Annotated in this window: 22 protein-coding genes; 6 read left to right on the forward strand and 16 right to left on the reverse strand. The window is 69.8% G+C overall.

The features are described from left to right. Window positions 1–226: 226 nt before the first annotated feature. The 3 genes from BM085_RS04080 to BM085_RS04090 all read right to left on the reverse strand — a co-directional run bounded on the left by BM085_RS04080 (window position 227) and on the right by BM085_RS04090 (window position 4,324). Window positions 227–2,761, reverse strand: a complete 2,535-nt coding sequence (locus BM085_RS04080; RefSeq protein WP_177244944.1) for an AfsR/SARP family transcriptional regulator — start codon at window positions 2,759–2,761, stop codon at window positions 227–229. A 159-nt stretch (window positions 2,762–2,920) separates the two neighbouring features. Continuing rightward, entirely contained in the window at window positions 2,921–3,421 is a 501-nt protein-coding gene (locus BM085_RS04085; RefSeq protein ID WP_093885661.1) for a hypothetical protein, read from the reverse strand. Between the two features lie 57 nt (window positions 3,422–3,478). Beyond that, window positions 3,479–4,324 carry a hypothetical protein gene (locus tag BM085_RS04090; protein WP_093885662.1) on the reverse strand — a complete coding sequence of 282 codons (846 nt, stop codon included), beginning with the start codon at window positions 4,322–4,324 and terminating at the stop codon, window positions 3,479–3,481. 290 nt (window positions 4,325–4,614) lie between these two features. Between BM085_RS04090 and BM085_RS04095 the strand changes: the two genes are divergently transcribed. Further along, the gene (locus tag BM085_RS04095; RefSeq protein WP_143120797.1) at window positions 4,615–5,439 is read left to right on the forward strand and encodes a hypothetical protein; all 825 of its coding nucleotides are present in this window, start codon (window positions 4,615–4,617) and stop codon (window positions 5,437–5,439) included. A gap of 151 nt (window positions 5,440–5,590) precedes the next feature. On the opposite strand, the gene BM085_RS04100 is transcribed toward BM085_RS04095, so the two are convergent. The 6 genes from BM085_RS04100 to BM085_RS04120 all read right to left on the reverse strand — a co-directional run bounded on the left by BM085_RS04100 (window position 5,591) and on the right by BM085_RS04120 (window position 8,539). Next, window positions 5,591–5,977 (reverse strand): DUF2255 family protein, encoded by a 387-nt coding sequence (locus tag BM085_RS04100; protein ID WP_093885664.1) that lies wholly within the window; start codon window positions 5,975–5,977, stop codon window positions 5,591–5,593. A 130-nt stretch (window positions 5,978–6,107) separates the two neighbouring features. Beyond that, window positions 6,108–6,560, reverse strand: a complete 453-nt coding sequence (locus BM085_RS45155) for an MFS transporter (protein ID WP_218158592.1) — start codon at window positions 6,558–6,560, stop codon at window positions 6,108–6,110. Next, complete coding sequence (locus BM085_RS45160) at window positions 6,560–6,718, reverse strand: hypothetical protein (protein ID WP_218158593.1); 159 nt, start codon at window positions 6,716–6,718, stop codon at window positions 6,560–6,562. Before BM085_RS45160 ends, BM085_RS45155 begins: the two co-directional genes overlap by 1 nt. 13 nt (window positions 6,719–6,731) lie before the next feature. After that, the gene (locus BM085_RS04110; protein ID WP_093885665.1) at window positions 6,732–7,754 is read right to left on the reverse strand and encodes a zinc-dependent alcohol dehydrogenase family protein; all 1,023 of its coding nucleotides are present in this window, start codon (window positions 7,752–7,754) and stop codon (window positions 6,732–6,734) included. 51 nt (window positions 7,755–7,805) lie between these two features. Then, window positions 7,806–8,207: a (R)-mandelonitrile lyase gene (locus BM085_RS04115; protein ID WP_093885666.1), complete on the reverse strand. Its 402-nt coding sequence runs from the start codon at window positions 8,205–8,207 to the stop codon at window positions 7,806–7,808. Between the two features lie 2 nt (window positions 8,208–8,209). Continuing rightward, entirely contained in the window at window positions 8,210–8,539 is a 330-nt protein-coding gene (locus BM085_RS04120; RefSeq protein WP_093885667.1) for a carboxymuconolactone decarboxylase family protein, read from the reverse strand. Between the two features lie 241 nt (window positions 8,540–8,780). Between BM085_RS04120 and BM085_RS04125 the strand changes: the two genes are divergently transcribed. Further along, a complete protein-coding gene (locus tag BM085_RS04125) occupies window positions 8,781–9,668 on the forward strand; it encodes a helix-turn-helix transcriptional regulator (RefSeq protein WP_093885668.1) in 888 nt (295 codons plus the stop codon). Window positions 9,669–9,707: 39 nt separating this feature from the next. Here the strand turns inward: BM085_RS04125 and BM085_RS04130 are convergent, their stop codons facing one another. The 3 genes from BM085_RS04130 to BM085_RS04140 form a co-directional block, all read right to left on the reverse strand. Beyond that, window positions 9,708–9,917: a hypothetical protein gene (locus BM085_RS04130; RefSeq protein WP_143120798.1), complete on the reverse strand. Its 210-nt coding sequence runs from the start codon at window positions 9,915–9,917 to the stop codon at window positions 9,708–9,710. Window positions 9,918–10,152: 235 nt separating this feature from the next. Then, window positions 10,153–11,148 carry a WD40 repeat domain-containing protein gene (locus tag BM085_RS04135; RefSeq protein ID WP_093885669.1) on the reverse strand — a complete coding sequence of 332 codons (996 nt, stop codon included), beginning with the start codon at window positions 11,146–11,148 and terminating at the stop codon, window positions 10,153–10,155. Between the two features lie 874 nt (window positions 11,149–12,022). Then, the gene (locus tag BM085_RS04140) at window positions 12,023–12,934 is read right to left on the reverse strand and encodes an alpha/beta fold hydrolase (RefSeq protein ID WP_245789113.1); all 912 of its coding nucleotides are present in this window, start codon (window positions 12,932–12,934) and stop codon (window positions 12,023–12,025) included. Window positions 12,935–13,009: 75 nt separating this feature from the next. Here BM085_RS04140 and BM085_RS04145 point away from each other — a divergent pair, with 75 nt between their 5' ends. Beyond that, window positions 13,010–13,702, forward strand: coding sequence for a TetR/AcrR family transcriptional regulator (locus BM085_RS04145; RefSeq protein WP_093885671.1), 693 nt, complete (start codon window positions 13,010–13,012; stop codon window positions 13,700–13,702). 158 nt (window positions 13,703–13,860) lie between these two features. Further along, complete coding sequence (locus BM085_RS04150; protein WP_093885672.1) at window positions 13,861–15,213, forward strand: PLL family lectin; 1,353 nt, start codon at window positions 13,861–13,863, stop codon at window positions 15,211–15,213. A 200-nt stretch (window positions 15,214–15,413) separates the two neighbouring features. Here BM085_RS04150 and BM085_RS04155 read toward each other — a convergent pair whose 3' ends face one another. Beyond that, the gene (locus tag BM085_RS04155; protein ID WP_093885673.1) at window positions 15,414–16,349 is read right to left on the reverse strand and encodes a LysR family transcriptional regulator; all 936 of its coding nucleotides are present in this window, start codon (window positions 16,347–16,349) and stop codon (window positions 15,414–15,416) included. A gap of 144 nt (window positions 16,350–16,493) precedes the next feature. On the opposite strand from BM085_RS04155, the gene BM085_RS04160 reads away from it, so the two are divergent. Together BM085_RS04160 and BM085_RS04165 are read left to right on the forward strand one after the other, a co-directional pair. After that, the gene (locus tag BM085_RS04160; RefSeq protein WP_245789114.1) at window positions 16,494–17,735 is read left to right on the forward strand and encodes an MFS transporter; all 1,242 of its coding nucleotides are present in this window, start codon (window positions 16,494–16,496) and stop codon (window positions 17,733–17,735) included. Then, on the forward strand, window positions 17,732–18,328 hold the full coding sequence (locus tag BM085_RS04165) for a cysteine hydrolase family protein (RefSeq protein WP_093885675.1): 597 nt from the start codon (window positions 17,732–17,734) through the stop codon (window positions 18,326–18,328). The genes BM085_RS04160 and BM085_RS04165 overlap by 4 nt, the downstream gene beginning before the upstream one ends. A gap of 37 nt (window positions 18,329–18,365) precedes the next feature. On the opposite strand, the gene BM085_RS04170 is transcribed toward BM085_RS04165, so the two are convergent. The 3 genes from BM085_RS04170 to BM085_RS04180 all read right to left on the reverse strand — a co-directional run bounded on the left by BM085_RS04170 (window position 18,366) and on the right by BM085_RS04180 (window position 19,969). Next, on the reverse strand, window positions 18,366–18,848 hold the full coding sequence (locus tag BM085_RS04170; protein WP_245789115.1) for a VOC family protein: 483 nt from the start codon (window positions 18,846–18,848) through the stop codon (window positions 18,366–18,368). 22 nt (window positions 18,849–18,870) lie between these two features. After that, window positions 18,871–19,680 (reverse strand): helix-turn-helix domain-containing protein, encoded by an 810-nt coding sequence (locus BM085_RS04175; RefSeq protein ID WP_245789116.1) that lies wholly within the window; start codon window positions 19,678–19,680, stop codon window positions 18,871–18,873. A 61-nt stretch (window positions 19,681–19,741) separates the two neighbouring features. Further along, window positions 19,742–19,969, reverse strand: a complete 228-nt coding sequence (locus tag BM085_RS04180) for a hypothetical protein (RefSeq protein ID WP_093885677.1) — start codon at window positions 19,967–19,969, stop codon at window positions 19,742–19,744. Window positions 19,970–20,113 lie beyond the last annotated feature (144 nt).

A 20,113-nucleotide genomic window follows, 5' to 3' on the forward strand; every position in this document is an offset into this window, starting at 1 on the left:
GGATATAAGGAATCAGGCGATCAGGATCGGCCGACGAGAGAGCACGGCCCCAGGGAATGCCACCCCGTCGCCCTGCACGGCCTTTCGCGAGCTGCGACGGAGCGGCTTACCGCCGACGGCTGTTCCGCCGTTCCTCAACCCCGTATTCCGGTGGCACCCCATCGTGGCCATCAGCTCGTCGAAAACGACCATCCAACCGTCACGGTTTACGCTGTGGCTAGGCTCGTCAGCGGCCCAGGAGTCCGGCGATCCGCCGGGCCTCGGGGAGGGCGTGCTGGGCGAGGGCCAGTTCGTGGGCGCGGCGCAGGCAGGCGGCGGCCTCACCGGCACGACCCAACGCGGTGAGGCTGTCGGCGCGCAGGCACAGTGCCTCCCGTTCCAGCACCCGATCACCGTAGAGCCCGACCTCGGTCAACAAGCGGTTCGACAGCACGTCCGCGTGTACGTGGCAGCGGGTTCGCAGCGTCACACGGAGATCGCAGAGCAGGACCATCAGCGACACCCGCCGATGACCTGCGGCGAGGTCACCGGCCCGGTCCAGGAGCGGGCGCGGATCGTCGTGGTGGAAGGCCAGGCGCGCGAGGGCGACGGCCTCGATGACCTCGTCGCCCGCCGCGCGGGCCAGCTCGGCGGCTTCCGTGAGGTGGGTGATCGCGGTCTCGGTCTGCCCCAGGGCCAGCTCGGCAATGGCGAGGTTGCTGAGTGTCAGCGCCCGGAAGGCGTCGTCGTCCAGCGACGGTAGCGCCTGGGTCAGCAGGGTGACCGCCTGGGCGTGGTGTTTCTGGAACACCGCGACCGTCCCGAGCGACATGGTCATCACCGCCGCTCCACGGTCGTCGCCGTTATCCAGGCAGGACTGCAACGCCACCCGCGAGCTCTGCACCCAGTCGAGGAAGTGGCCGTGGATCTCGTACAACCGCACGGCTGCCAGCGCCAGGCCCCAGCTGAGATTCGCCTGGCCGAGGTCGGCGGCCTGGCGGACGGCGGCCGACAAGGTGGCGCGCTCGGCGGCCATCCAGGACATCGGGTCGGCCGGCACCACCTCACCGCTGGGTTGCCACAGCGGGCTGTCGCTCTCGATGAGGCGGAACCTGCCCCGGTATTCACGCAGGTACGCCTCCCTTGACAACCAGAGCAGGCAGGACAGGAATCGCCGCACGATCGCGTCATGCCCGGGTCCGGTTCCGGCGCGCTCGCGGGCCAGCAGCCGGATCAGATCATGAAAGCGATATCGCTCCTGGCCGGCGATGTCGAAGCCCTCAGGTTGGAGCAGTTGCCGTTCGGCCAACCGTTCCAGCAGGTCCCCGCCTGTGCTGACAGGCACCCTCAGCAGGGCGGCGGCCATCCAGGCGGTGAAGGTGGGCACCCGCAGCAGCCCCAGCCGTTCGAACAGGGTGCGTTCGGTGGGCGGCAGGTCGTCGTACCCGGCCTCCAGCGTGGCCCGCACGTCCAGTTCGCCGGCGCGCAACTCGTCCAACCGATGCTCACCGGTCAGCCGCGCGGCCAGGGTCTCGACGCCCCAGCCCGGCCTGGTCAGCAGCCTGGCTCCGGCCACCCGCAGGGCCAGCGGGAGCCGGGCGCACAGCTCGGCCAGCGGCGCCGCCCTGGACACCTCGATGCGGGCGATCCGGGACAGCAGCAGCGCCGCGTCGGCCAGAGGCATCTCCTCGAGCCGCATCGGCAGGGCGCCCACGTCGGCCACCAGGCTTTCGAACCTGCTCCGCCCTGTGACCACCGTCACGCACCCGGGGGCGCCGGGCAGTAGCGGTTTGGCCCGGGCGGAATCTGGTGCGTTGTCGAGGATGACCAGCACCCTCCGGGGCGCGAGCATCTGACGATAGAGCGCGATCTGATCGGGCTGCTCGACGGGGATGACCGCGGCTCCGAGGGCGTGCAGGAATCGGCTCAGCACCTCGGCGGGAGTGTGCTCGCCAAGGTTGGCGTAGAGCTGCCCGTCGGGGAACCGGTCCCGGGAGCGATGCGCCCAGTGCAGGGCGAGACCGGATTTGCCCACCCCGCCAACCCCGCTGATCACGGCGACGCCGCAGGGGTGGTCCAGGAGGCCGTCCAGGACGGTCAGCTCCGCCGTACGGCCGGTGAAGGCGTGGATGTCCGGTGGCAGTAGCCGGGGCGCGGGATCGTGGTGGAGCAGGTCCTCGTGCAAGCGGCGCAGCGTGCCGGAGGGGTCGACGCCGAGTTCGTCCCGCAGGCGCCGGCGCGTCTGGTCGAACATTCGAAGGGCCTCTGCACGGCTTCCGGTGGCGGCCAGGGCCCGCAGCCGTAACTCGATGAGCGACTCGCGCAGCGGATGGGCGGACACGGCGGCGGTCAGGTCGCTTACGCATTCGGCCGGGCGCCCGAGCGCCATCAGGACACGCGCGCGTGCCTCGACAGCCAGCAGCCGGGCTTCCGCCAGCCGGGCGGCCTCCGCCCGGATGACCGCCAGATCGAGCAGGCCGTCGTAGGGCTCGCACCGCCACAGGGCCATGGCGCTGTCCAGCAGCGGCAACGCCCGTTCGGGCGGCTCGGCGTCGGCGCGCCGCACAAGGTCCTCGAAACGGGCAGTATCCAGTTCGCCGTCCTCAACCGCCAGCAGGTAGCTGTCGCCCCTGCGGATCAGCCGTTCTCCGACGACGCCACGCAGGCTATGCAGGTGCCAGCGGAAGGTGCTCGGCGACGGTGGCGCGAGCGGCCACGCCGCGTCCACCAAGGCGTCGCCCGTAACCTGCTCGTTGGCGTGACACAGCAGCGACGCAAGCATGATCATCTGCTTGCCCGACGATATCGGATGGCCCTGAACCGTCACTGGGCCAAGCACCCCGAAGTCCATTCATGGAGTATGTCGGAAACAGGTTAATTGTGATCAAGAAGAGAGCCGGAACGGCCCCAGCACGTCCCGGCTCCCCGCTGGTTGAGATTTTCAGCCCATCCAGCTCGGGCCGGCACACGCGCTGCGCGTCACCCACTGGTGGGACGAGATCGTGTTCTTCACCAGGGCGGCCGGCAGGTTGTCCGCCCGGTAGTAGACCAGGCCCGACAGGTCGGGGACCCAGTCGCCCATGTCGAGGCAGCGGTAGCCGTACCTATAGTCGTAGTTGATCTTGTCGTAGAACGCGACCACGGTGAGTCCGTTGGGATCGGTGCCGCCATCGTTGAGGACGGACACGGCCTGGTTGGCATCATTGACGAAGCCGCCGCCGGCCGCGTTCCAGTCGGGGTCGTTGCCCCTCGTGTAGCCGAGCATGGTCCCGCCGCAGTTGGGCTGGTTGAAGGCGAAGACGTTGCCGTTGCTCCACCCGTTCTTGACGTCGGAACAGCCCGCGAGCTTCGATGTGCTCGCCTCCGAGGCCCAGGCGGGACCGGTCATCGACAGAGCGGCGGTAAGGGTCACGGCGGCTGCCGCCAGACGCGTCAAGCGCATCGATTTCTCCTCGTGTCGTGCCTACCGCGGCCCAGCGCCGCGGAGTCCTGATGGTGATCACCGCTCGGCGCGGGTGATCTCCCTGGCGCGTTCGAGCGCCTCACCGCGCATGCGGTCGTAGAGGTCCAGATCCGCGGCGTACTGCGCGCCGATCTTGGGCCGATACTCCTGGCCGAGGGCGCGCATGGTGGCCCGCAGATCGATACGGCGCGCGCAGGTCGCCTCGTCGACCGCCAGCGCGACCTCGGTCTCGTGGGCGCGCTCGGCCGTCATGCCAACGCTCAGCCCGGGAGCGGCCATGTGCGCGGCGGGCGGTTCGGCGTAGTCGTGCCCTCGCTCGCGCATGCACGCCGACCAGGCCTTCACCCCCGCCGTGTACCGCGCGTCCTTCACCAGTTGCCCCATCACCAGAGGCGTGATGTTCATGGCCAGCCGGTCGACGCGGAACCAGGTGGCCCGGTCCCCGTAGAGCCTCTCGACGCCGGAGGTGGAGCATCCGCCGAGCGAGTTGTTGATCGTGCGGCCGTCGGGCAGCTTCACGCTGAGCACCTCGTTCCCTGCTCCGCCGTTCAGGGCCTCCCGATAGGCGGTTCGGCGAGCGGCGGGCAAGCTGTTGACGTAGGCGACGTTTCGGCTGTTCTTCCGCGCCGCGACGGCGGCGTTCCGCGCCCGCGTGCCGTACCCGTTGCGTCGCGCCCACTCCACGTCATCGAGCACGAACCCGACCGGGAGCAGCCCGTCCTGGTCGGCCGGCCGCTCCACCCAGTACTCGAATCCCGCGTCCCGCATGCAGTCGCGGACGAGCAGGGCCTCGGCCCAGCTCAGCGTCAGCTCGTCCGCAGGGGTGATCGGCGCCGTCGGGGCCCCCGGCTTGGCGACCGGCCATGCGTCCGCCCCCCGCACCCGGCGAGGCCGGCGATCACCGCCACCGCGGCCGCGGCACGCCATGACGTTGTCCGGGCCGGACCCCGTCGATGTGCGGCGGCCTTCGCTGCAGGCATGCTGTCCCCTCCTGATCGTCTCGGAGACAGACGCTAGGGAGAGGGTGTTGGGCGGGAGTTGGGGGCGCGTTGGGGGCGGGTGTCGCGCTACCTCCGCGTCACAGCGAAAAGTGCCCGCCGAGCTGGACTTTAAGGCGACTCAAAGATCCATTTTTAACGTTGTCCTCAGTCCCGAACAACGAGGAGAAAATCGTGAGACTAATTCCAGCTCTGCTCGCGGCGAGCGCCGGCGCCCTCCTGCTCACCGCCCCAGCCACCGCCACGACGAAGGCCGTGACGGAGCCCACAGCGGAGGAACTGAGGGCGGCGCCGATCGCCGAAGAGGCGGAGGCCGAGGTCAAGCTCGCGCTGCTGCGCTACAGCAACGGACTGACCGTGGAGTTCAACGACAGCCAGCCCTCCGGCGACGTGGGCATCGTCCAGACCGCCTACATCGGCCGCGCCAGCCTGTTCGCCCGCGACCGTGGCGACAGCTTTCTGGAGACCTACCTGAAGATCACCCCGGTCTCGGTCGCGGTCCCGCAGCGGCTTGTGGAGGCCCATGGCACCAAGCCCCTGCCGGTTGATCTGCAGCGCCGGACAGTCACCAAGGAACTGGTGGAGGTCGACGGCCTCGCCACACCCGCGGTCCCGACCATGTCCGGCGCGGTCAACTGCAACAAGACCTACTACCCCTGGTACCACTGGCGTGACGTGGGCCACCCCGGCATGCTGCCCAGGGACGCCTACTCCTCCAGTTATGGCGGCAAGTACGTGAAGGCCGACAGCTGGCTCATCAATTGTCTTTCGGCCGGCAACCCGCCCCAGATCGCCGCTCGCCATCGGCTCTTCTACTTCAACAACTTCCTGAGCAAGTGGGCGGAGCAGAGCGACACCTTCGTGTACCCGGGGCAGGAGCAGCACATCGAAAAGGGCATCGTCAACCGCTACCGCAGGATCATCCAGAGCGACAGCTGGGGCTCCGACCCTGACTGCACCTCTTGCACGTACACGCGTGAAGGCCGCTTTCACGACTAGGCCCTCCGCTCGGGTCCGTGCGACCACGTGCGAAGTAGCTCTGTGTAGTTGCTGTGTTCGTGGAGTGACCCTTGGTTCGAGTCTGTGAAGTGTCGACAAACGATGGTTTACCGACGGTCCGGTCGGTCACCCTCATTTCCCGGGGACTGGTTCAGGTGGCGTCGTGCGGCAGGAGCCTCAGGGTGGTGGCCTTGGCCTGGTCGGCGGTCATGGGGTCGACGTAGGCGGCCCCGTACCGCTGGTACTTGGTGCGGTAGGCGGTGTCGATCCGCTGGTTGCGGTCCGGGTCGGTCTCGGGAAGGAGGTCGACGTCGGCGTGGACGCCGCCGGAATCGATGCGGGCCCGATGGCTTCGGCTCGCGGCCCGGTACCAGGCGCCGCCGTCGCCGCGGTAGGAGCGGACGTACAGGTCGTCGCCGTCACGGACGACCCAGATCGGCACGGGTGCGTGGCGGGTGCCGTCGCCGCGCAGTGGCGTGATGCGCAGTTCATCGGCGCCGCCGATGGCGGTGAGCGCGTCGCTGGTCCAGGTCGTCATGGTCGTTCTCCTGTCTTGTGGATCGTGACCTGCCGGGTGTCGGCGGAGCCTCTGGGCGAAGGGACCGGAGGCCGGGGCGGGCGGAGGGCCATGGCGGCCAGGCCGGCGGTACCGGCGATCGCGGCGGCGATCAGCAGGCCCGTGCGCAGGCCGGGCAGGAACCTCGCGCGGTCGGCGATGAGGGTGCCGAAGACGGCGACGGCCAGGGCGCCGCCGAGCTGGCGGCTGGTGTTGAAGACTCCGCCGGCGGTGCCGGCCTGGTGGGCGGGCCCGCGTCTCCGGCCTCGATCGCGGCGAAGGTGAGAGCGCCCATCGCCACCACCGCGGTGATCTGCCCGATCACGTCGAAGGGCACGGGCCGGTGCGGAGAGCGGGCGGTGCGGGCCAGCAGGGCGAGGGCGACTACCCCGACGGGCAGGTTGATGATGAAGATCAGCCGCCAGCCGGCCAGGGTCGCGGCGCCGCCGACCACAGGGCCGGTGGCCGAGGCCACCGCCCCGCCGGCCGCCCACACCGCGGCGGCCCTGCCACGTCGGGTCGGGTCGGTGTAGGCCTCGCGGATCAGGGCGAGAGAGGAAGGCATCATCCCAGATCGGCCCGGATGTCGGGCAGGGCGACGTTCACGACCGGGGCGTCCAGGGTGATGACGAAGAACCCCAGCAGTGCCGCCGCCGGCGCCGCCGCGGGACGGCTGTGGCGGCCGGTGGCGCAGGGCCGACCGATGGCCGTGGTGAGAGTCATGACGGGTGAGTCCTCAGGGGGTGAGCAGGGTCTTGATGGCGCGGCGTTCGTCCATCGCCTTGTAGCCTTCGGCGGCGTCCTCCAAGGGCAGGGCGAGGTCGAACACCTTGCCGGGGTCGATGGTCCGGTTCCAGATCAGGTCGATCAGCTCGGGCAGGAAGCGGCGGACGGGTGCGGGGCCGCCGTGCAGGTGGACGGCGGAGAAGAACAGCTCATCGCCCGGCAGGACGACGCCATGGGAGACGCCGACGTAGCCGACGTGCCCGCCGGGCCGGGTGGCGCGGATGGCCTGCATCATCGACTCCTGGGTGCCGACCGCCTCGATCACCGAGTGGGCGCCGAGCCCGCCGGTCAGCTCCTTGAGCTTCGCGACTCCCTCATCGCCGCGTTCGGCGACGATGTCGGTCGCGCCGAACTCGGCGGCGAGCCGCTGCCGGTCGGCGTGCCGGCTGAACACCACGATCCGCCTCGCGCCCAGCTGCCGGGCCGCCAGCACGCCGAGCAGGCCGACGGCGCCGTCACCGACGACCGCGACCGTCTTACCCGGTCCGGCCTCGGCGGCGACCGCGGCGAACCAGCCGGTGCCCAGCACGTCCGAGGCCGCCAGCAGGGACGGGACCAGGTCGGCGTCGGGCATGCCGGGGGTGGCGACCAGGGTGCCGTCCGCCAGCGGGATGCGGGCGTAGGTGGCCTGGGTGCCGATCGCGCCCATCAGCTCCGCGTGGACGCAGCGGGACTGGTAGCCCGCCTGGCAGATCTCGCAGGTGTTGTCGGAGGCGAAGAACGACCCGACGACGAAGTCACCGACCTTGACGTTCTTCACCTGGTCGCCGACCTGCTCGACCACACCGACGTACTCATGACCCATCGGCGCCGGGCCCTCGCTCTTCTCGATGCCCCGGTAGGGCCACAGGTCCGACCCGCACACACACGCCGCCGTCACCTTGATGATCGCGTCGGTCGGCTTGACGATCTTCGGGTTGTCGCGGTCCACCACGGCGACGTCGCCGGGACCGTTGAGCACTACTCCACGCATGACAAAGTCTCCTCGTTCGTCGTCTTCGATGCTCGTCGCCGGGGATGCCGGTCAGGTGCGGGCGCTGACGGGGACGGCGCCGTACTCGGCGTCGGTGACGTGCTCCAGCCAGGTCGTGTCGTCGCCCTCCCACAACGCCAGGTGTGTCATGAACCGGCCTGGGGCGGCACCGTGCCAGTGCTCCTCATCCGGCGGAGTCCAGACGACGTCGCCGGGGCGGGCCTCGATCAGCTTCCCGCCCCGGGCCTGGATGAGGGCGATCCCTTCGACGATGAGCAAGGTCTGGCCCAGCCCGTGGGAGTGCCAGGCCGTGCGGGCGCCGGGCGCGAACCTCACCGTGTTCGCCCGCGCCTTGGACGCGTCCCGGCCCCGGTAGATCACGTCGAACCAGACGTCCCCGGCGAACCATTCGGCCGGACCCTTGGCCGTCGGCGGCTGCTGCAACAACTCCATGATCAGCTCCCCCTCTCCCCGGCGATCCGCTTGAGCACGCTCATCGCGGTCATCGCGTTCGGCCACCCGGCATAGAACGCCAAATGGGTGATCGCCTGCTTCAGCTCCTCGGCGGTCAATCCGTTGTCGAGTGCGGTCTTCAGATGGAACGGCAGCTCGTTGCCCCGATATAGCGCGACCAGCGCCGCCACCGTCACCAGGCTCCGATCCCGCCGCGCCAGGCCCTCATCCGGCCAGACCTGCCCGAACAGCACCTCATCGGTGAAATGGACCAGCTCGGGAGCGAAATCCCCGAACATCGCCTGCGCGCCCGAAGGCTTGTCTTCAGACATCGGCACATCCTTCCCAAAAGCCCTATTTCCACCAGCAGGCCCGCCTCCCGACCCGAAGCCGGAACTTCACCGTCGACAGGCTCCGGCTTTACCCGAACCTGGCTTTCCGGCCTCGGCCGGGTCCGCCGGGAAGGGCGGTACCACCCATACAACCTGCGGAAATGGCCCGGTGGGAGAGTCTGCTGTTCCAGGGGCTGACAGCACCCCCCTCACCGAAACGGCGGCTCGTAGGGTGGAAGGCATGGACAACAGGAACGACATCCGGGAGTTCCTGGTCTCACGCCGGGCCAGGATCACCCCGCAGCAGGCCGGGCTGCCCGTCTACGGAAGCAACAGGCGCGTCCCCGGCCTGCGCCGTGAAGAGGCCGCGCTGCTGGCCGGCGTCAGCGTCGACTACTACACCCAGCTGGAACGCGGGAAACTCGCCGGAGCCTCCGAAGCCGTCCTGGACGCCGTCGCCAAAGCCCTCCAGCTGGATGAGGCCGAACGCTCCCACCTGTTCGACCTGGCCCGCACCGCCAACTCCAGCCCCCGCCGGCGACGCCGCCTGGCCCACAAGATCCGGCCCGGCCTCCAGCAGGTCCTCGACGCCCTCACCGACGCACCCGCCTTCATCCGCAACGGCCGCCTGGACATCCTCGCGATCAACCGCCTCGGTCGCGCCCTGTACGCACCGCAGTTCGACACCCCGCACCGGCCCGTCAACATCGCCCGGTTCAACTTCCTCGACCCCCGCGCCCACGACTTCTTCCCCGACTGGGAGGCCGCCGCCGACACCTCCGTGGCCATCCTGCGCACCGAGGCCGGTCGCGACCCCTACGACCGCAACCTCTCCGACCTCATCGGCGAACTGTCCACCCGCAGCGACGACTTCCGCACCCGCTGGGCCGCCCACGACGTCCGCCTCCACCACACCGGCGGCAAAAGCTTCCACCACCCCGCCATCGGCGGCCTCAGCCTCGACTTCGAAGCCTTCGCCCTCCCCACCGACCCCGGCCTCACCCTCACCATCTACACCGCCGCCACAGGCACCCCCGCCCACGACAACCTCAAGCTCCTCGCCAGCTGGGCCGCCACCCATCTCAGTGCTGACCAGCCCCACCCCGCCGACGACCCCACCCACACCTGACGCACACCCGGGCCGCGCGCCCACCGGGCCGGTCGCTGCTCAACCCCTGCTGCCCGACCAGAGTGTCCCGCCTCGTTTGTCCACCGACAACCGGGCGTGCCCGTCGGCGGGGGTCACCACCCGGACCAGCGCGTCGTCGCCGGCTTCGGACAGGCGCCCGGCCATCTGCCGCCACGCCGCGTCCAGCGCCAGGATCTTGCCGTCCAGGTGGGCCTGGATCGGGTCGGTGAGCGACAGCGACGCCAGCACGTCCTCGCTGATCGCCTCCTACGCGCGGCCGTCCAGCAGATGGGCGCGCGGGTCGGCCCACCGCAGCACGGCTGTCCGCGGGCTCCTCAACCCCGGGATCGGACAGTGCTCGAAGTTCTGTCCGGTCAGCGCCCTGGCGCGGTGTCTTTCTGTCGTATTCCGGCCGCACCTGTACCGAGCCCTGCGCCCTGGGGGCCATTGGGGAACCGTCTCACGCAGGGGCTTCGCCCCAGCGTCACAGGCCGCTGACCGCCTCCTCGGTGGTTCCGGCGATGGCGTAGGCGCGCTCGAGGCGCACCGATCCGGTGGCGACGTCGATGCCGTAGACCTTCACCCGCACCAGCTTGAACCCGACCTTCCTAACCATCCGCAGGGTGGAGTCGCCCGTCCAGTCGAGCCTGACGTCCATGTCGACCTCCGTGATCCTGTCGTCCGCGGGGTCCCGCTCCACCTTCTGGCCCGACGCCGGTACGGGGAACGTGGCGGTGACCAGCCCGGTCTCCAGGTCGTACAGGGCGATCCTGGGTTTGCGCCCGGTGACGTAGACGGCCACGGTGTGCCCGTCGGCGTTCAGCGCGGCGGTGGCCGCGTTGTCGCCGATGAGCCGAGGCGGCACGACGCTGGCGGTCCGTCCGCCGTCCAGGTCGTGGACACTGAGCGTGCCGGACTTGTCGTCGTCCGTCCTGACGAGGATCTGGTCACCGTCGCCGCTGAAGCTCAGGGCGTCGTCATGCACCGACACCCCCGGCACCCTGCCCAGCAGGGCGCCGGTGGCGGCGTCGTAGACCCGCGCCGGGTGGTCGGTGAAGCCGGCCCAGCAGCAATCCACCGCCACGAGGGAGCCGTCATACGACATCGTCACGCGGGTGACATCGAGCTCCGTCGTCGACGGCCACGCCTTGGCCCGCGAGACCCGGGTCCGGCCGTCGAGGTCGCGGATGACGAGCCGGGCGTCCTTGGCCCTGATGTAGGCAAGGCGGCGGCCGTCCCCGCTGACGGCGACCGCCTCCGTCCACCGGGCCACTCCGTTGAGCGGGTGGCGCCTGCCGTCGGTCGTCCGATACCACCAGGGACCGCACCACTCGGCGTTGTACGGGTCCTTGGCGCAGTCGGAGGCGGCGGCGTACCGGATCGGGGCGGACCTCTCGCCTGCGGGGGCGGCCGCGCGGGCCGTACCCGGGACGGCCACGAGGGCCGAGAGGACGGCGAGCGCCCCGCAAAGAATCTTCATACGGGGTTGGACTTCTCATCCCTGAACAAGGTTGATTGCGATCCGATGTCAGAGATCATCGCTCTACGTGTCGGATCCGCGACGTGGAGTGCCTGAGGTGTCGCGACCGCAGCACGGCCCTCCACCTGAGATCTCCGGCGCCGGCGCCGTGGCGCACCTGGACGAGGGTTGCCGGATGCGGGCCTGGCCACCACGGACCGGCACCGAGAACTGACCTGATGGCCCGTGTTCCCGGCCGCCGTGCGGTGATCTACTGGCGGCACAATCGAGGGAAGGGGATGCCATGAATCACCGTGGTGTCGACGTCGATGTTGACGTCGATGTCGGAGTCATCGTCCGGGGCCAAGGCAACTGAACGAGACCCCGCCAAGATCCAATGAGGCTTTTCTTCACGGTTTGAAGGCGGCCCGCCACGGCGGGCCGCTCCTGCCCGCGTACGGCCGGCCGAGAAGGCCGGTGTCGAGCGCGTGGGAGCTGTGGCGTCCGTGTGCTCGGCACGTCGTTGAGCGGCCACCCGGTCTCAACGCTCAGGGGACACGGCAAGACCCCGAGCCAGGCACCGTTGGGCACGTGGACAGCCAGACGAAGATCGAAAACCACGAACCCGATTCGGTCTCCGATGTGCCCTCCAACTCACGCCTCCGGTCGCCACAACGGCGTGACAACGTCATTGAGAGTCCCTGTCTCCCTCAAGGAAGGGGTTGCTGACGCTTACGGGCTTCCACCGACGCAGGAGTGGCGGCGGATGGCCCGCGTACTGCTGCGCGGCCGTGGTATCCGGCGTTTCTCCCCGGTCAACCGTCTTTACCGCGCGGCGTTCCGGTTCAGCACCTCAACTAACGCCCCACCTCCGATTTGGTGTGCGCTCGCATGGTCAGGAAGGTCTGCAAGAACGGAGGCCGAGAACCTCGTCGACAATCGTGTCCCACACGGGCTCGGGCAGTTCGTGACCGACGCCTGGGAGGATCCGCAGGCGCGCACCTGGGACGCGACCCGCGATCCGGCGGGCCGCGCTGGGGCGGATCAAGGGGTCGCCCTCCCCGTGCAGCACCAGCGTGGGCGCCTTGATCATGCTGATCGGCGGGCCGTGCCATTGGGCGCCGATCTGACGACTCTGGCTTCGCGCGTCCCGGACGCCCGCGTCGGCGATGCGCGTGATCGCCTCGCGAGAGGATCGCTCGTCGAACGGGTAACCAGGCGAGGAGATGAGCCGGGCGACGGCGACACCGGATTCGATGTCGCCTTCGACCGTGTCGGGGAATTTCAGGCGCGAAAGCTTGACGAGCGTGCTCAGCCGGACGTACCGGATGGTCTCCAGGCCCGCCGCGTCGCCGGGAACGGCCGACATCGTCGTCAGCGTTCGGACACGACCGGGGTGCCGTATGGCGATGCGCTGGGCGATGGCGCCGCCGAGCGAGACGCCGAACAGGTGCGCGGACTCCCAGCCCAGCGCGTCCAGTACGGCGATCGCGTCGTCGGTCATCTCCTCTGCGGTGTAGGCCGCACCGCGCCTGCCGAACAGCGCTGCGATGGGGCCGCGTGCCGCCGCGGTGTCCGGCAGGCGGGTTGACTGCCCCGCGTCCCGCTGGTCGTAGCGGGCCACGGCGAAGCCGCCTGCGCCGAAGGCCTCGCTCAGTCCCTGGGGCCACCACAGCCGGGAGACGCCGAGGCCGGTGATCAGCAGCAGAGGTTCTCCCTGATCGTTGCCGGCCAGCCGGTCGAAGGCCAGGCGGACGTCGGCGTGTGCGGCCCAGCGGACCGGAGTCCACGCCTGGGGTGTGTTCACGACTGCCTCCCAATACTGCGATCGATGTTCGCAGTATTCTACGATAGTAGGCATACCCAGGCAGAAGGAGAGCGGGTGCCCGAAGAACCGACGAGCATATGGATGAGACCCGAACGGGGCGCGCGCGGTCCCGCACCCGAACACAGCCGGGCGCAGATCGCCGCGGTCGCCATCGACCTGGCCATTGCGGGCGGGCTGGCGGCGGTGTCCACACGGCAGATCGCCAAGGCGCTCGGCACCGGCCCGGCCTCCCTCTATCGGTATGTCGCCACGCGTGACGACCTCATCGACCTGATGCACGACGCCGTGACCGGCGAGGTCGACCTCAGCGTCCCGCTCACCGGCGATCCGGTCGAAGACCTCCTCTCGCTGGCCGTTCGCACCAAAGACCTGTACCTGCGATATCCCTGGCTTCTGGACGTCCCCGTCGAGCGAAACCGGCTGGGCCCTCGCGCCGCCGACTACCTGGAGTACGCGTTGCGTGCCCTCCAGCACGTACCGATGACGGGACGCCAGAAGCTCGAAGCCATCAGCCTGTTGAACGGCCTGGTGGCGCTGTTCGCGCACATCGAGATTCAGGAACGGCGAACGCCCACGGCCCGCCAAGCCGCCCAGACGGCCTATCAAGCCCAGCTCGCCGCCGACGGGCGCCACCCTCTGATCGCGGACGCCATGGCGCACTCGCCCCTCGACCCGCCCGACAATGCCCGGCAATCATTCGAGCGCATGACACGGCGGCTTCTCACCGGGCTGGGGTTGCCGGGGTGACGCGGCGATGGACACGTTCGGGAGGAAGAGGCCGAGACGGTCCGTTGTGGCCGCTTGCGGCCACCCGCACGCTCTTGCCAGCAGTGGGGCACGGCCGGATACTCAAGGCCGCTGACGATCTTCACGGTGGATCCTCCTACGGAATAGGACGTGATCGCATGCCCGATGAAAGCACCAGCCAGGACCAGGCCGGAGCCGAGGCCGACGCCCCCGCCGCTTGGCAGGCCATCCCGTACTCCGTCTCCCACGAGGAGGCGCAGCGGATCTCCCAGGAGTATCTGGACAAGGCCCGCAAGGAATTCGAGGAGCAGACCAGCCGGCTCCCCCAAGCCGACCAAGACAGGGCTCGCCAGATCGAGACGCAGCTGAACGCCAACGGTATGCAGGTGTACGCCAACGCGAGATGGTGGGGCTTTGAGATCGTCCTCAACGCCGCAGCCGCCGAAGCCGCCGCCGAGATCTCGGAGCTGGTCGGGGAGATCGTGGCCATGGCCGTCCGCCCCAGGCTACTCGGCCGGTTGATCGAGCTCTCCTTCCAGATCCGTGCTCTTATCATCCAGGCCATCGGCAGGCACCACGGTTGTCGGCTGGTGTCGCCCTGGTTCGCCCCGGGGATGCTCCTCCCCATCTCTCTGGCCCCCCGGCAGGACACCTCGCTGTGGTGGACGGCCATGAACACCTCCCACACCTGGAGCGACAACGAGAGATTCCCCGGTCACCTGTCCAGGTCCAATCCGGCGCTGGCGGAGTTCCGCGGCCGGCTGTACGTCGTGCACCGCGGGGACCGGGACGAATCGCTCTGGTGGACCGCCTACGACCCCGGCAGCAATGAGGGCTGGAGCGACAATGTCGCCTTCCCCGCCCATCGCAGCGCCGACGGCCCTGCCCTGGCCGTTTACAACAACTTCCTGTACTGCGTGCACCGCGGCGGCGGCAACGACAGGAGCCTGTGGTGGACCCGCTTCGACGGCAACCGCTGGAGCCCCGACACCCGCATGAACGGCGCGTCCAGCCGAGGCCCGGCCCTGGCGACCTTCAACGGCATGCTGTACTGCGCTTACCGGGACGCCAACAGCGATCAGATGTGGTGGACCCGCTTCAACGGCACCAGCTGGAGCAACGACCAGCCGTTCGGCAGCCACTTCACGGCCTCCAACCCCGCTCTGGCCGTCTACGCCGGCGTGCTGTATTGCGTGTTCCGCGGCGGCGGCTCTGACCAGCACCTGTGGTGGACCAGTTTCGACGGCGCGCGCTGGAGCGCCGCCCGCCGGCTGCCCGCCCACCGGAGTGCGGAGGGCCCTGCCCTGGCCGTCTTCAACAACAGGCTGTACTGCGTGCACCGCGGCTCCGGCGACCAGAGCCTGTGGTGGACCAGCTTCAACGGCTCCAGTTGGAGCCTCGACACCCGGCTGCCCGGCCACCTGAGCGCTCAAGGCCCCGCCATCGTCTCCTACCGCGAACCCTACGGCACCGAAGACCAGCTCTTCTGCGTCCACCGCGGTCATGGGTAGAAGCCGCCACTGCCGCCCGCGAAAAGGCGTGTTGCGCGTTCTTCGCCTTCCGCATCACCAGCGACGGCGAGCAGGTGATCTGGGACTGCGCCGTCAGCGACAACGACGCCGCACGCGCCCTGCTGGAGGTGTCGATGGCCATGCCCGCCCCGAGCCGCCGTCCGTCGATCCGGCCGTGATGGTCGCAGACGCGGCGGCGTTCAGCGCCGAATCGCCCAGCCAGGCACCCAGGTCCCGGCGGCGTCGTGGCCGGCCGCTGCGGCGGCGAGGTGGGCGCGGAGGGCGGCCAGCCCTGGGTGGGGGTTGTCGCGGTGCCACAGGAGCGAGTGCGGGTAGACGGGCATCGGGTCGGTCACCGGGATGCGGCGCAGGCCGTGGTCGGCGGGCCAGACCAGGCGGGTCTGCTCGCCCATGAAAGTGGCCAGGGCCGGGGTGTCGGCGATGGTGTCGAGGAGCGCGTCGGAGCCGAAGTTGGGGCCCGTCGCCTCGATGGTGAGGTCGAACTCGGCGACGAGATCGTCGTAGTAGGCGGCCCACTCGGTACCGGGGACGATGCCGGGCATCCAGATCCGGTGCCCGGCGAGCTGAGCGACGGTCACCGACCGGGCGCCCGCCAGCGCGTGGGCGGGTCCGGTGAGGAGCTGGAGCGTCTCGTCGAGCACCCAGACGGACTCGATGTCCTCGGGAAGGGGGCGGCCGGGTACGGCTACGGCGCGGAAGGACGCGTCGATCGCACCGGATCGAATGGCGGCGACGGCCGTCTCGACATCGAACAGCATCACCACGTCGAGCTCGATCTCGGGGTGCGCACGGTGGAAGCCGCGCATCAGGCCCGAGGCAGCGCTGCGTGAGGCGATCACGTCGACGCGCAGCGGACGGCTGCCGGGGAGCACGGAGGCGACCGCGCGCTCGGCGACGCGCAGCAGCTCGCGCGCGTGGGGCAGGAACGCCTGCCCGTCGATGGTGAGCCGGGCCCCGCGCGCGGTGCGGGTGAACAGCCGCACGGCGAGGTTCTTCTCCAGCCCGGCGATGCGCTTGGAGACGGCCTGCTGGGTGATCGACAGATCTGCGGCGGCCTCCTGGAACTGGCCGGTGTCCACGACGACGACGAACGTGCGCACAGCATCGAGATCCACACCAACCGACCTTAGTGCACAACCTGCAGTTGTTTATCTTCGGTCAGCCGGTTGTTTGACGAGCTCACTGGCTGCGCGTTTTGATCTCCCGAGTCAACGGATGGTTGTTTCCTGGAGATGGCGGGGTGCGCGTTGGGAAGGTCGTTGGGGCGGCGGTTCAGGTGGTTCTGGGCCGCATATACGGTCAGCGCGTTCGGCACATGGCTCGCGTTCGACGCGTTCGCCCTGATCGCGATCCTCGCTCTGGACGCAGGCCCTGCCGAGGTGTCGGTTCTGGCCGCCGCGGGGCTCGCGGTCGGGGCGGTGGTCGCGGTGCCGCTCGGGCCATGGGTGGAGTTCCGGCGCAAACGGCCGGTGATGATCGCGATGGACCTGATCCGGTTCGCGGCGTTGATGAGCGTTCCCGCCGCCTACGTGCTCGGCGGGCTGAGCTTCGCGCAGCTCCTGGTCGTGGCGGTCGTCGTCGGCGCGGCCGACATCGCCTTCACCGCTGCGAGCGGAGCATGTCTGAAGGCGCTCGTCGGGCCCGAGGACCTGCTCGTCGCGAACGGGCGGTTCGAGGCCACGACCTGGACCGCCACCGCGCTCGGGCCGCCGCTCGGTACCGCCGCGATCGGGCTGGTGGGCCCGGTGACAAGCGTGGCGGCCAACGCGGTCAGCTTCCTCCTGTCGGCCGCGGGGATCCGCGCCATCGGCGGGCGGGAGCCACATCCCGCGCCAACCGCCGCACCGCCCCGGCCCGGAGCCGGCGGCCTGCTGGAGGGCTGGCGGTACATCCTCGCCAGCCCGGCGCTGCGCCCGTTGTTCTTCAACACTGTCCTGGTCAGCGGCCTGATCATGGCAACCTCGCCGTTGCTCGCCGTCCTCATGCTCGGCGAGCTCGGGTTCGCACCCTGGCAGTACGGCCTCGCCTTCGGCGTCCCCTGCATCGGCGGCCTCATCGGCTCGCGACTGGCCCGCCCGCTCCTGGCACGGTTCGGACAGCACAAGGTCATGCTCACCGCCGGGACGTTGCGCGCGTGCTGGCCCCTTGGATTGGCCTTCATCGGCCCCGGCCCCACCGGACTCCTCCTCGTCATCGCCGTCGAACTCGGGCTGATCACCTGCATGGGTGTGTTCAACCCGGTATTCGCCACCTACCGGCTCGAACAGCTCCCGTCGGACCGGGTCGCCCGCACGCTGTCCGCCTGGTCGATCACCAGTAAAGCCACCATCGCGGCCATGACCGGCGTGTGGGGCCTGCTGGCCGGTCTCACCAGTCCCCGCACCGCGATCGCGATCGCCGGTCTCCTCCTCCTGTCGACCTCGCTCCTCCTCCCCCGACACGACCGCACGCCCCAACTCAAGAACGCAGACCAGGCACCGGAAAGGCAACCACTCGCATGAGCACCGCCCCCGCGCTCGACCCCGCACACACCGCCCTGCTCGTCATGGACTATCAGCCCGCGATCCTCGCGCTGCTCCCCGAAAGCGACAGTGAAGCCCTGCTGGGACGCATGGAAAAGGTAATCGCCGACGTTCGCGGCAGGGGCGGCACCGTCGCCTATGTCCGGGTCGGCTTCACCGAGGCCGACTGGGCCGCGATCCCGCCCACCAACAGGTCTTTCGCGCCGATCGCCCAGCACCGTCTCATGCACCACGCAGACCTTGACACCGCCATCCACGGACGTCTCGCTCCTCAGGACGGAGACATCATCGTGCGTAAGATCCGGTACGGAGGCCTGTCCACCACCGACCTCGATCAGCGGCTGCGCGAACACGGCATCACCACTCTGATCATCGCGGGCATCAGTACCAGCGGCGTCGTCCTGTCCACCGTCCTCGACGCGGCCGACCGCGACTACCGGCTCTACGTCCTGGCCGACGGCGTCGCCGACCCTGACCCCGAAGCGCACGACATCCTGCTCCGTCAGGTCTTTCCCTCACGGGCCCACGTCCTCGAAACCGCCGAGGTGCACACCCTCCTGCGGGCTGACTGACGCCGGCCGCGCCCGCCCGCCCAGCGTGGAGGCCGGCTCAGCGTAGCTCGCCCGTGATGATCCACAGGTGGCCGAACGGGTCACGGATGCGGCCCGAGCGCTTGCCGTAGGGCCGGTTCTCGATCGGCACAACCACCTCGGCGCCGTGGGCGATCATGCGTTCGCCGACCGCGTCCGGATCGTTGACCTCGACCTCGAGGAGGACCGCGGACCCGCCGAGATCATCGGGTGACAGCCACCCCCACGATGAGACGGCCGGCGAGACCCGGAAGGACGACCCGCCGACACGGTGATCAACGACGCTGGGCCGGCCATCGTCGCTCCGGGGAGCGCTGAACACCTGCTCAGCGCCAAGGGCGACCTGGTAGAACGCCGACGCGCGGTCCGGGTCGGGCACGATGAGACGGGGAGAAAGTTGAATATCAGGCGTCATGAACCCATCGTCGGGCCGGACGGAGGCAGGGGTCTTGAAGATTTGGGAACGCCCCATGCGTCCGCCGTCATCTGGACGCACCCCCATGGCCCGGTGGCCTGTCGCGGGCTCATGGACCCTGCGCGGCCAGGCCTTCGGCGCGTAGCCACCGGGTCGGCGTGCACCCGGCCATGGCCCGCCATTCCCGGGTGAGGTGCGCCTGGTCGGCGAATCCCGACGCCGCGGCCACTGCCGCCAGGCTGACCGTCCCGGCACGGGCGGCGGCCACGAGCCCGCCACGTGCGGCCTCGAACCGAAGGAGCCGCTGGTACTCCTTCGGTGTCACCCCCAACCCGGTGCGAACCGTACCGCTCACGTGACGCCGGGAGCGCCCGAGAAGCCGCGCCGCCTCCTGCACCCGGGCGGTCCCGGACAGTGCCGCCAGCGTGGCCCGCAGTTCTCGGCCGGCGGTGTTCTCCTCGTGCCGGGCCCGTCCGGCGATCAGAGTGTTTTCGACGAGGGCTCGGCGTTGCGGCCAGGACCGGCAGGCCGCCAGCCGCTCCGGCAGGTGCGCCATCGCTGGGGCCACGTCGGCGAGATCGGCGACGTGGCCGGCCAGCGCCGACGCCGGGATCCCCAGCAGCGCGCCGGCACCCAGCGGGCTGAGTGTCAACCACACGCCGCGTGTGCCGCCCTCCTGCCTCAGCTCGGCTGCGTCCAGGTGAAGTCCGGCGACGACGGCCCGGAACCGTTCCGGCGAGCCGGGCCGCCCGAGCCACGCGATCTCCAACGAGTCCGCTTCCGGGATCGTGATCGACATCGTGGACGAGGGCAGCCCGCGATGAACGCCGACCGGGCCCGGGCCGAGATCGTAGGCGCTCAGTGTCGCCACGAACGGCGCCAGAGCCGCGGACCTCTGATGAGCAGGCACGATGGTCACCCCTTCACAGTAGATGCGACCTGTCGTCAACGACGCTGCCATGAAGGAGACCCGAGGGTCGTCAGCCCTGCTCAATCCGCCTTTGGCGGGGACGCCGGATCTTTCGCTGCTTCCGAGGCGTGTCCACTTTCGTGCGATAAGTATTGGTCTGGATCGTGGCGGCGGACGAGAGTCCGAACAGCGCGGGCAGCAGGCGGCCGAGCGACGGCCGGGCGGAGGTGCGGTGGCCGTCCAGGAAGGCCTCGGTCCCGGCGGGGTCGCGCAGCTTGAGGTCTAGGGCCAAGGTCACCGGGAGATCCTGGGACGACGCCGGTGTCCGGGCATCCGACCTGAGGCGAGTGCTCGCAACGCACGCCGTGGCTGGGGAGTTTTCCGACTTTTCGGACAGGGTGCCGCGCGCAGGGGTGCGCCGCACGGCGAGCGGCCTGAGGAT

Source organism: Streptosporangium canum (genome assembly GCF_900113865.1).
Taxonomy (GTDB): Bacteria; Actinomycetota; Actinomycetes; order Streptosporangiales; family Streptosporangiaceae; genus Streptosporangium; species Streptosporangium canum.

Excerpts from the sequence above, each read along its gene's own strand:
- BM085_RS04080 (WP_177244944.1), bottom strand. The coding sequence starts at position 2,761 with ATGCTTGCGTCGCTGCTGTGTCACGCCAACGAGCAGGTTACGGGCGAC.
- BM085_RS04085 (WP_093885661.1), bottom strand. The coding sequence starts at position 3,421 with ATGCGCTTGACGCGTCTGGCGGCAGCCGCCGTGACCCTTACCGCCGCT.
- BM085_RS04100 (WP_093885664.1), bottom strand. The coding sequence starts at position 5,977 with ATGACGACCTGGACCAGCGACGCGCTCACCGCCATCGGCGGCGCCGAT.
- BM085_RS45155 (WP_218158592.1), bottom strand. The coding sequence starts at position 6,560 with ATGCCTTCCTCTCTCGCCCTGATCCGCGAGGCCTACACCGACCCGACC.
- BM085_RS45160 (WP_218158593.1), bottom strand. The coding sequence starts at position 6,718 with ATGACTCTCACCACGGCCATCGGTCGGCCCTGCGCCACCGGCCGCCAC.
- BM085_RS04110 (WP_093885665.1), bottom strand. The coding sequence starts at position 7,754 with ATGCGTGGAGTAGTGCTCAACGGTCCCGGCGACGTCGCCGTGGTGGAC.
- BM085_RS04115 (WP_093885666.1), bottom strand. The coding sequence starts at position 8,207 with ATGGAGTTGTTGCAGCAGCCGCCGACGGCCAAGGGTCCGGCCGAATGG.
- BM085_RS04120 (WP_093885667.1), bottom strand. The coding sequence starts at position 8,539 with ATGTCTGAAGACAAGCCTTCGGGCGCGCAGGCGATGTTCGGGGATTTC.
- BM085_RS04125 (WP_093885668.1), top strand. The coding sequence starts at position 8,781 with ATGGACAACAGGAACGACATCCGGGAGTTCCTGGTCTCACGCCGGGCC.
- BM085_RS04135 (WP_093885669.1), bottom strand. The coding sequence starts at position 11,148 with ATGAAGATTCTTTGCGGGGCGCTCGCCGTCCTCTCGGCCCTCGTGGCC.
- BM085_RS04150 (WP_093885672.1), top strand. The coding sequence starts at position 13,861 with ATGCCCGATGAAAGCACCAGCCAGGACCAGGCCGGAGCCGAGGCCGAC.
- BM085_RS04165 (WP_093885675.1), top strand. The coding sequence starts at position 17,732 with ATGAGCACCGCCCCCGCGCTCGACCCCGCACACACCGCCCTGCTCGTC.
- BM085_RS04170 (WP_245789115.1), bottom strand. The coding sequence starts at position 18,848 with ATGGGGGTGCGTCCAGATGACGGCGGACGCATGGGGCGTTCCCAAATC.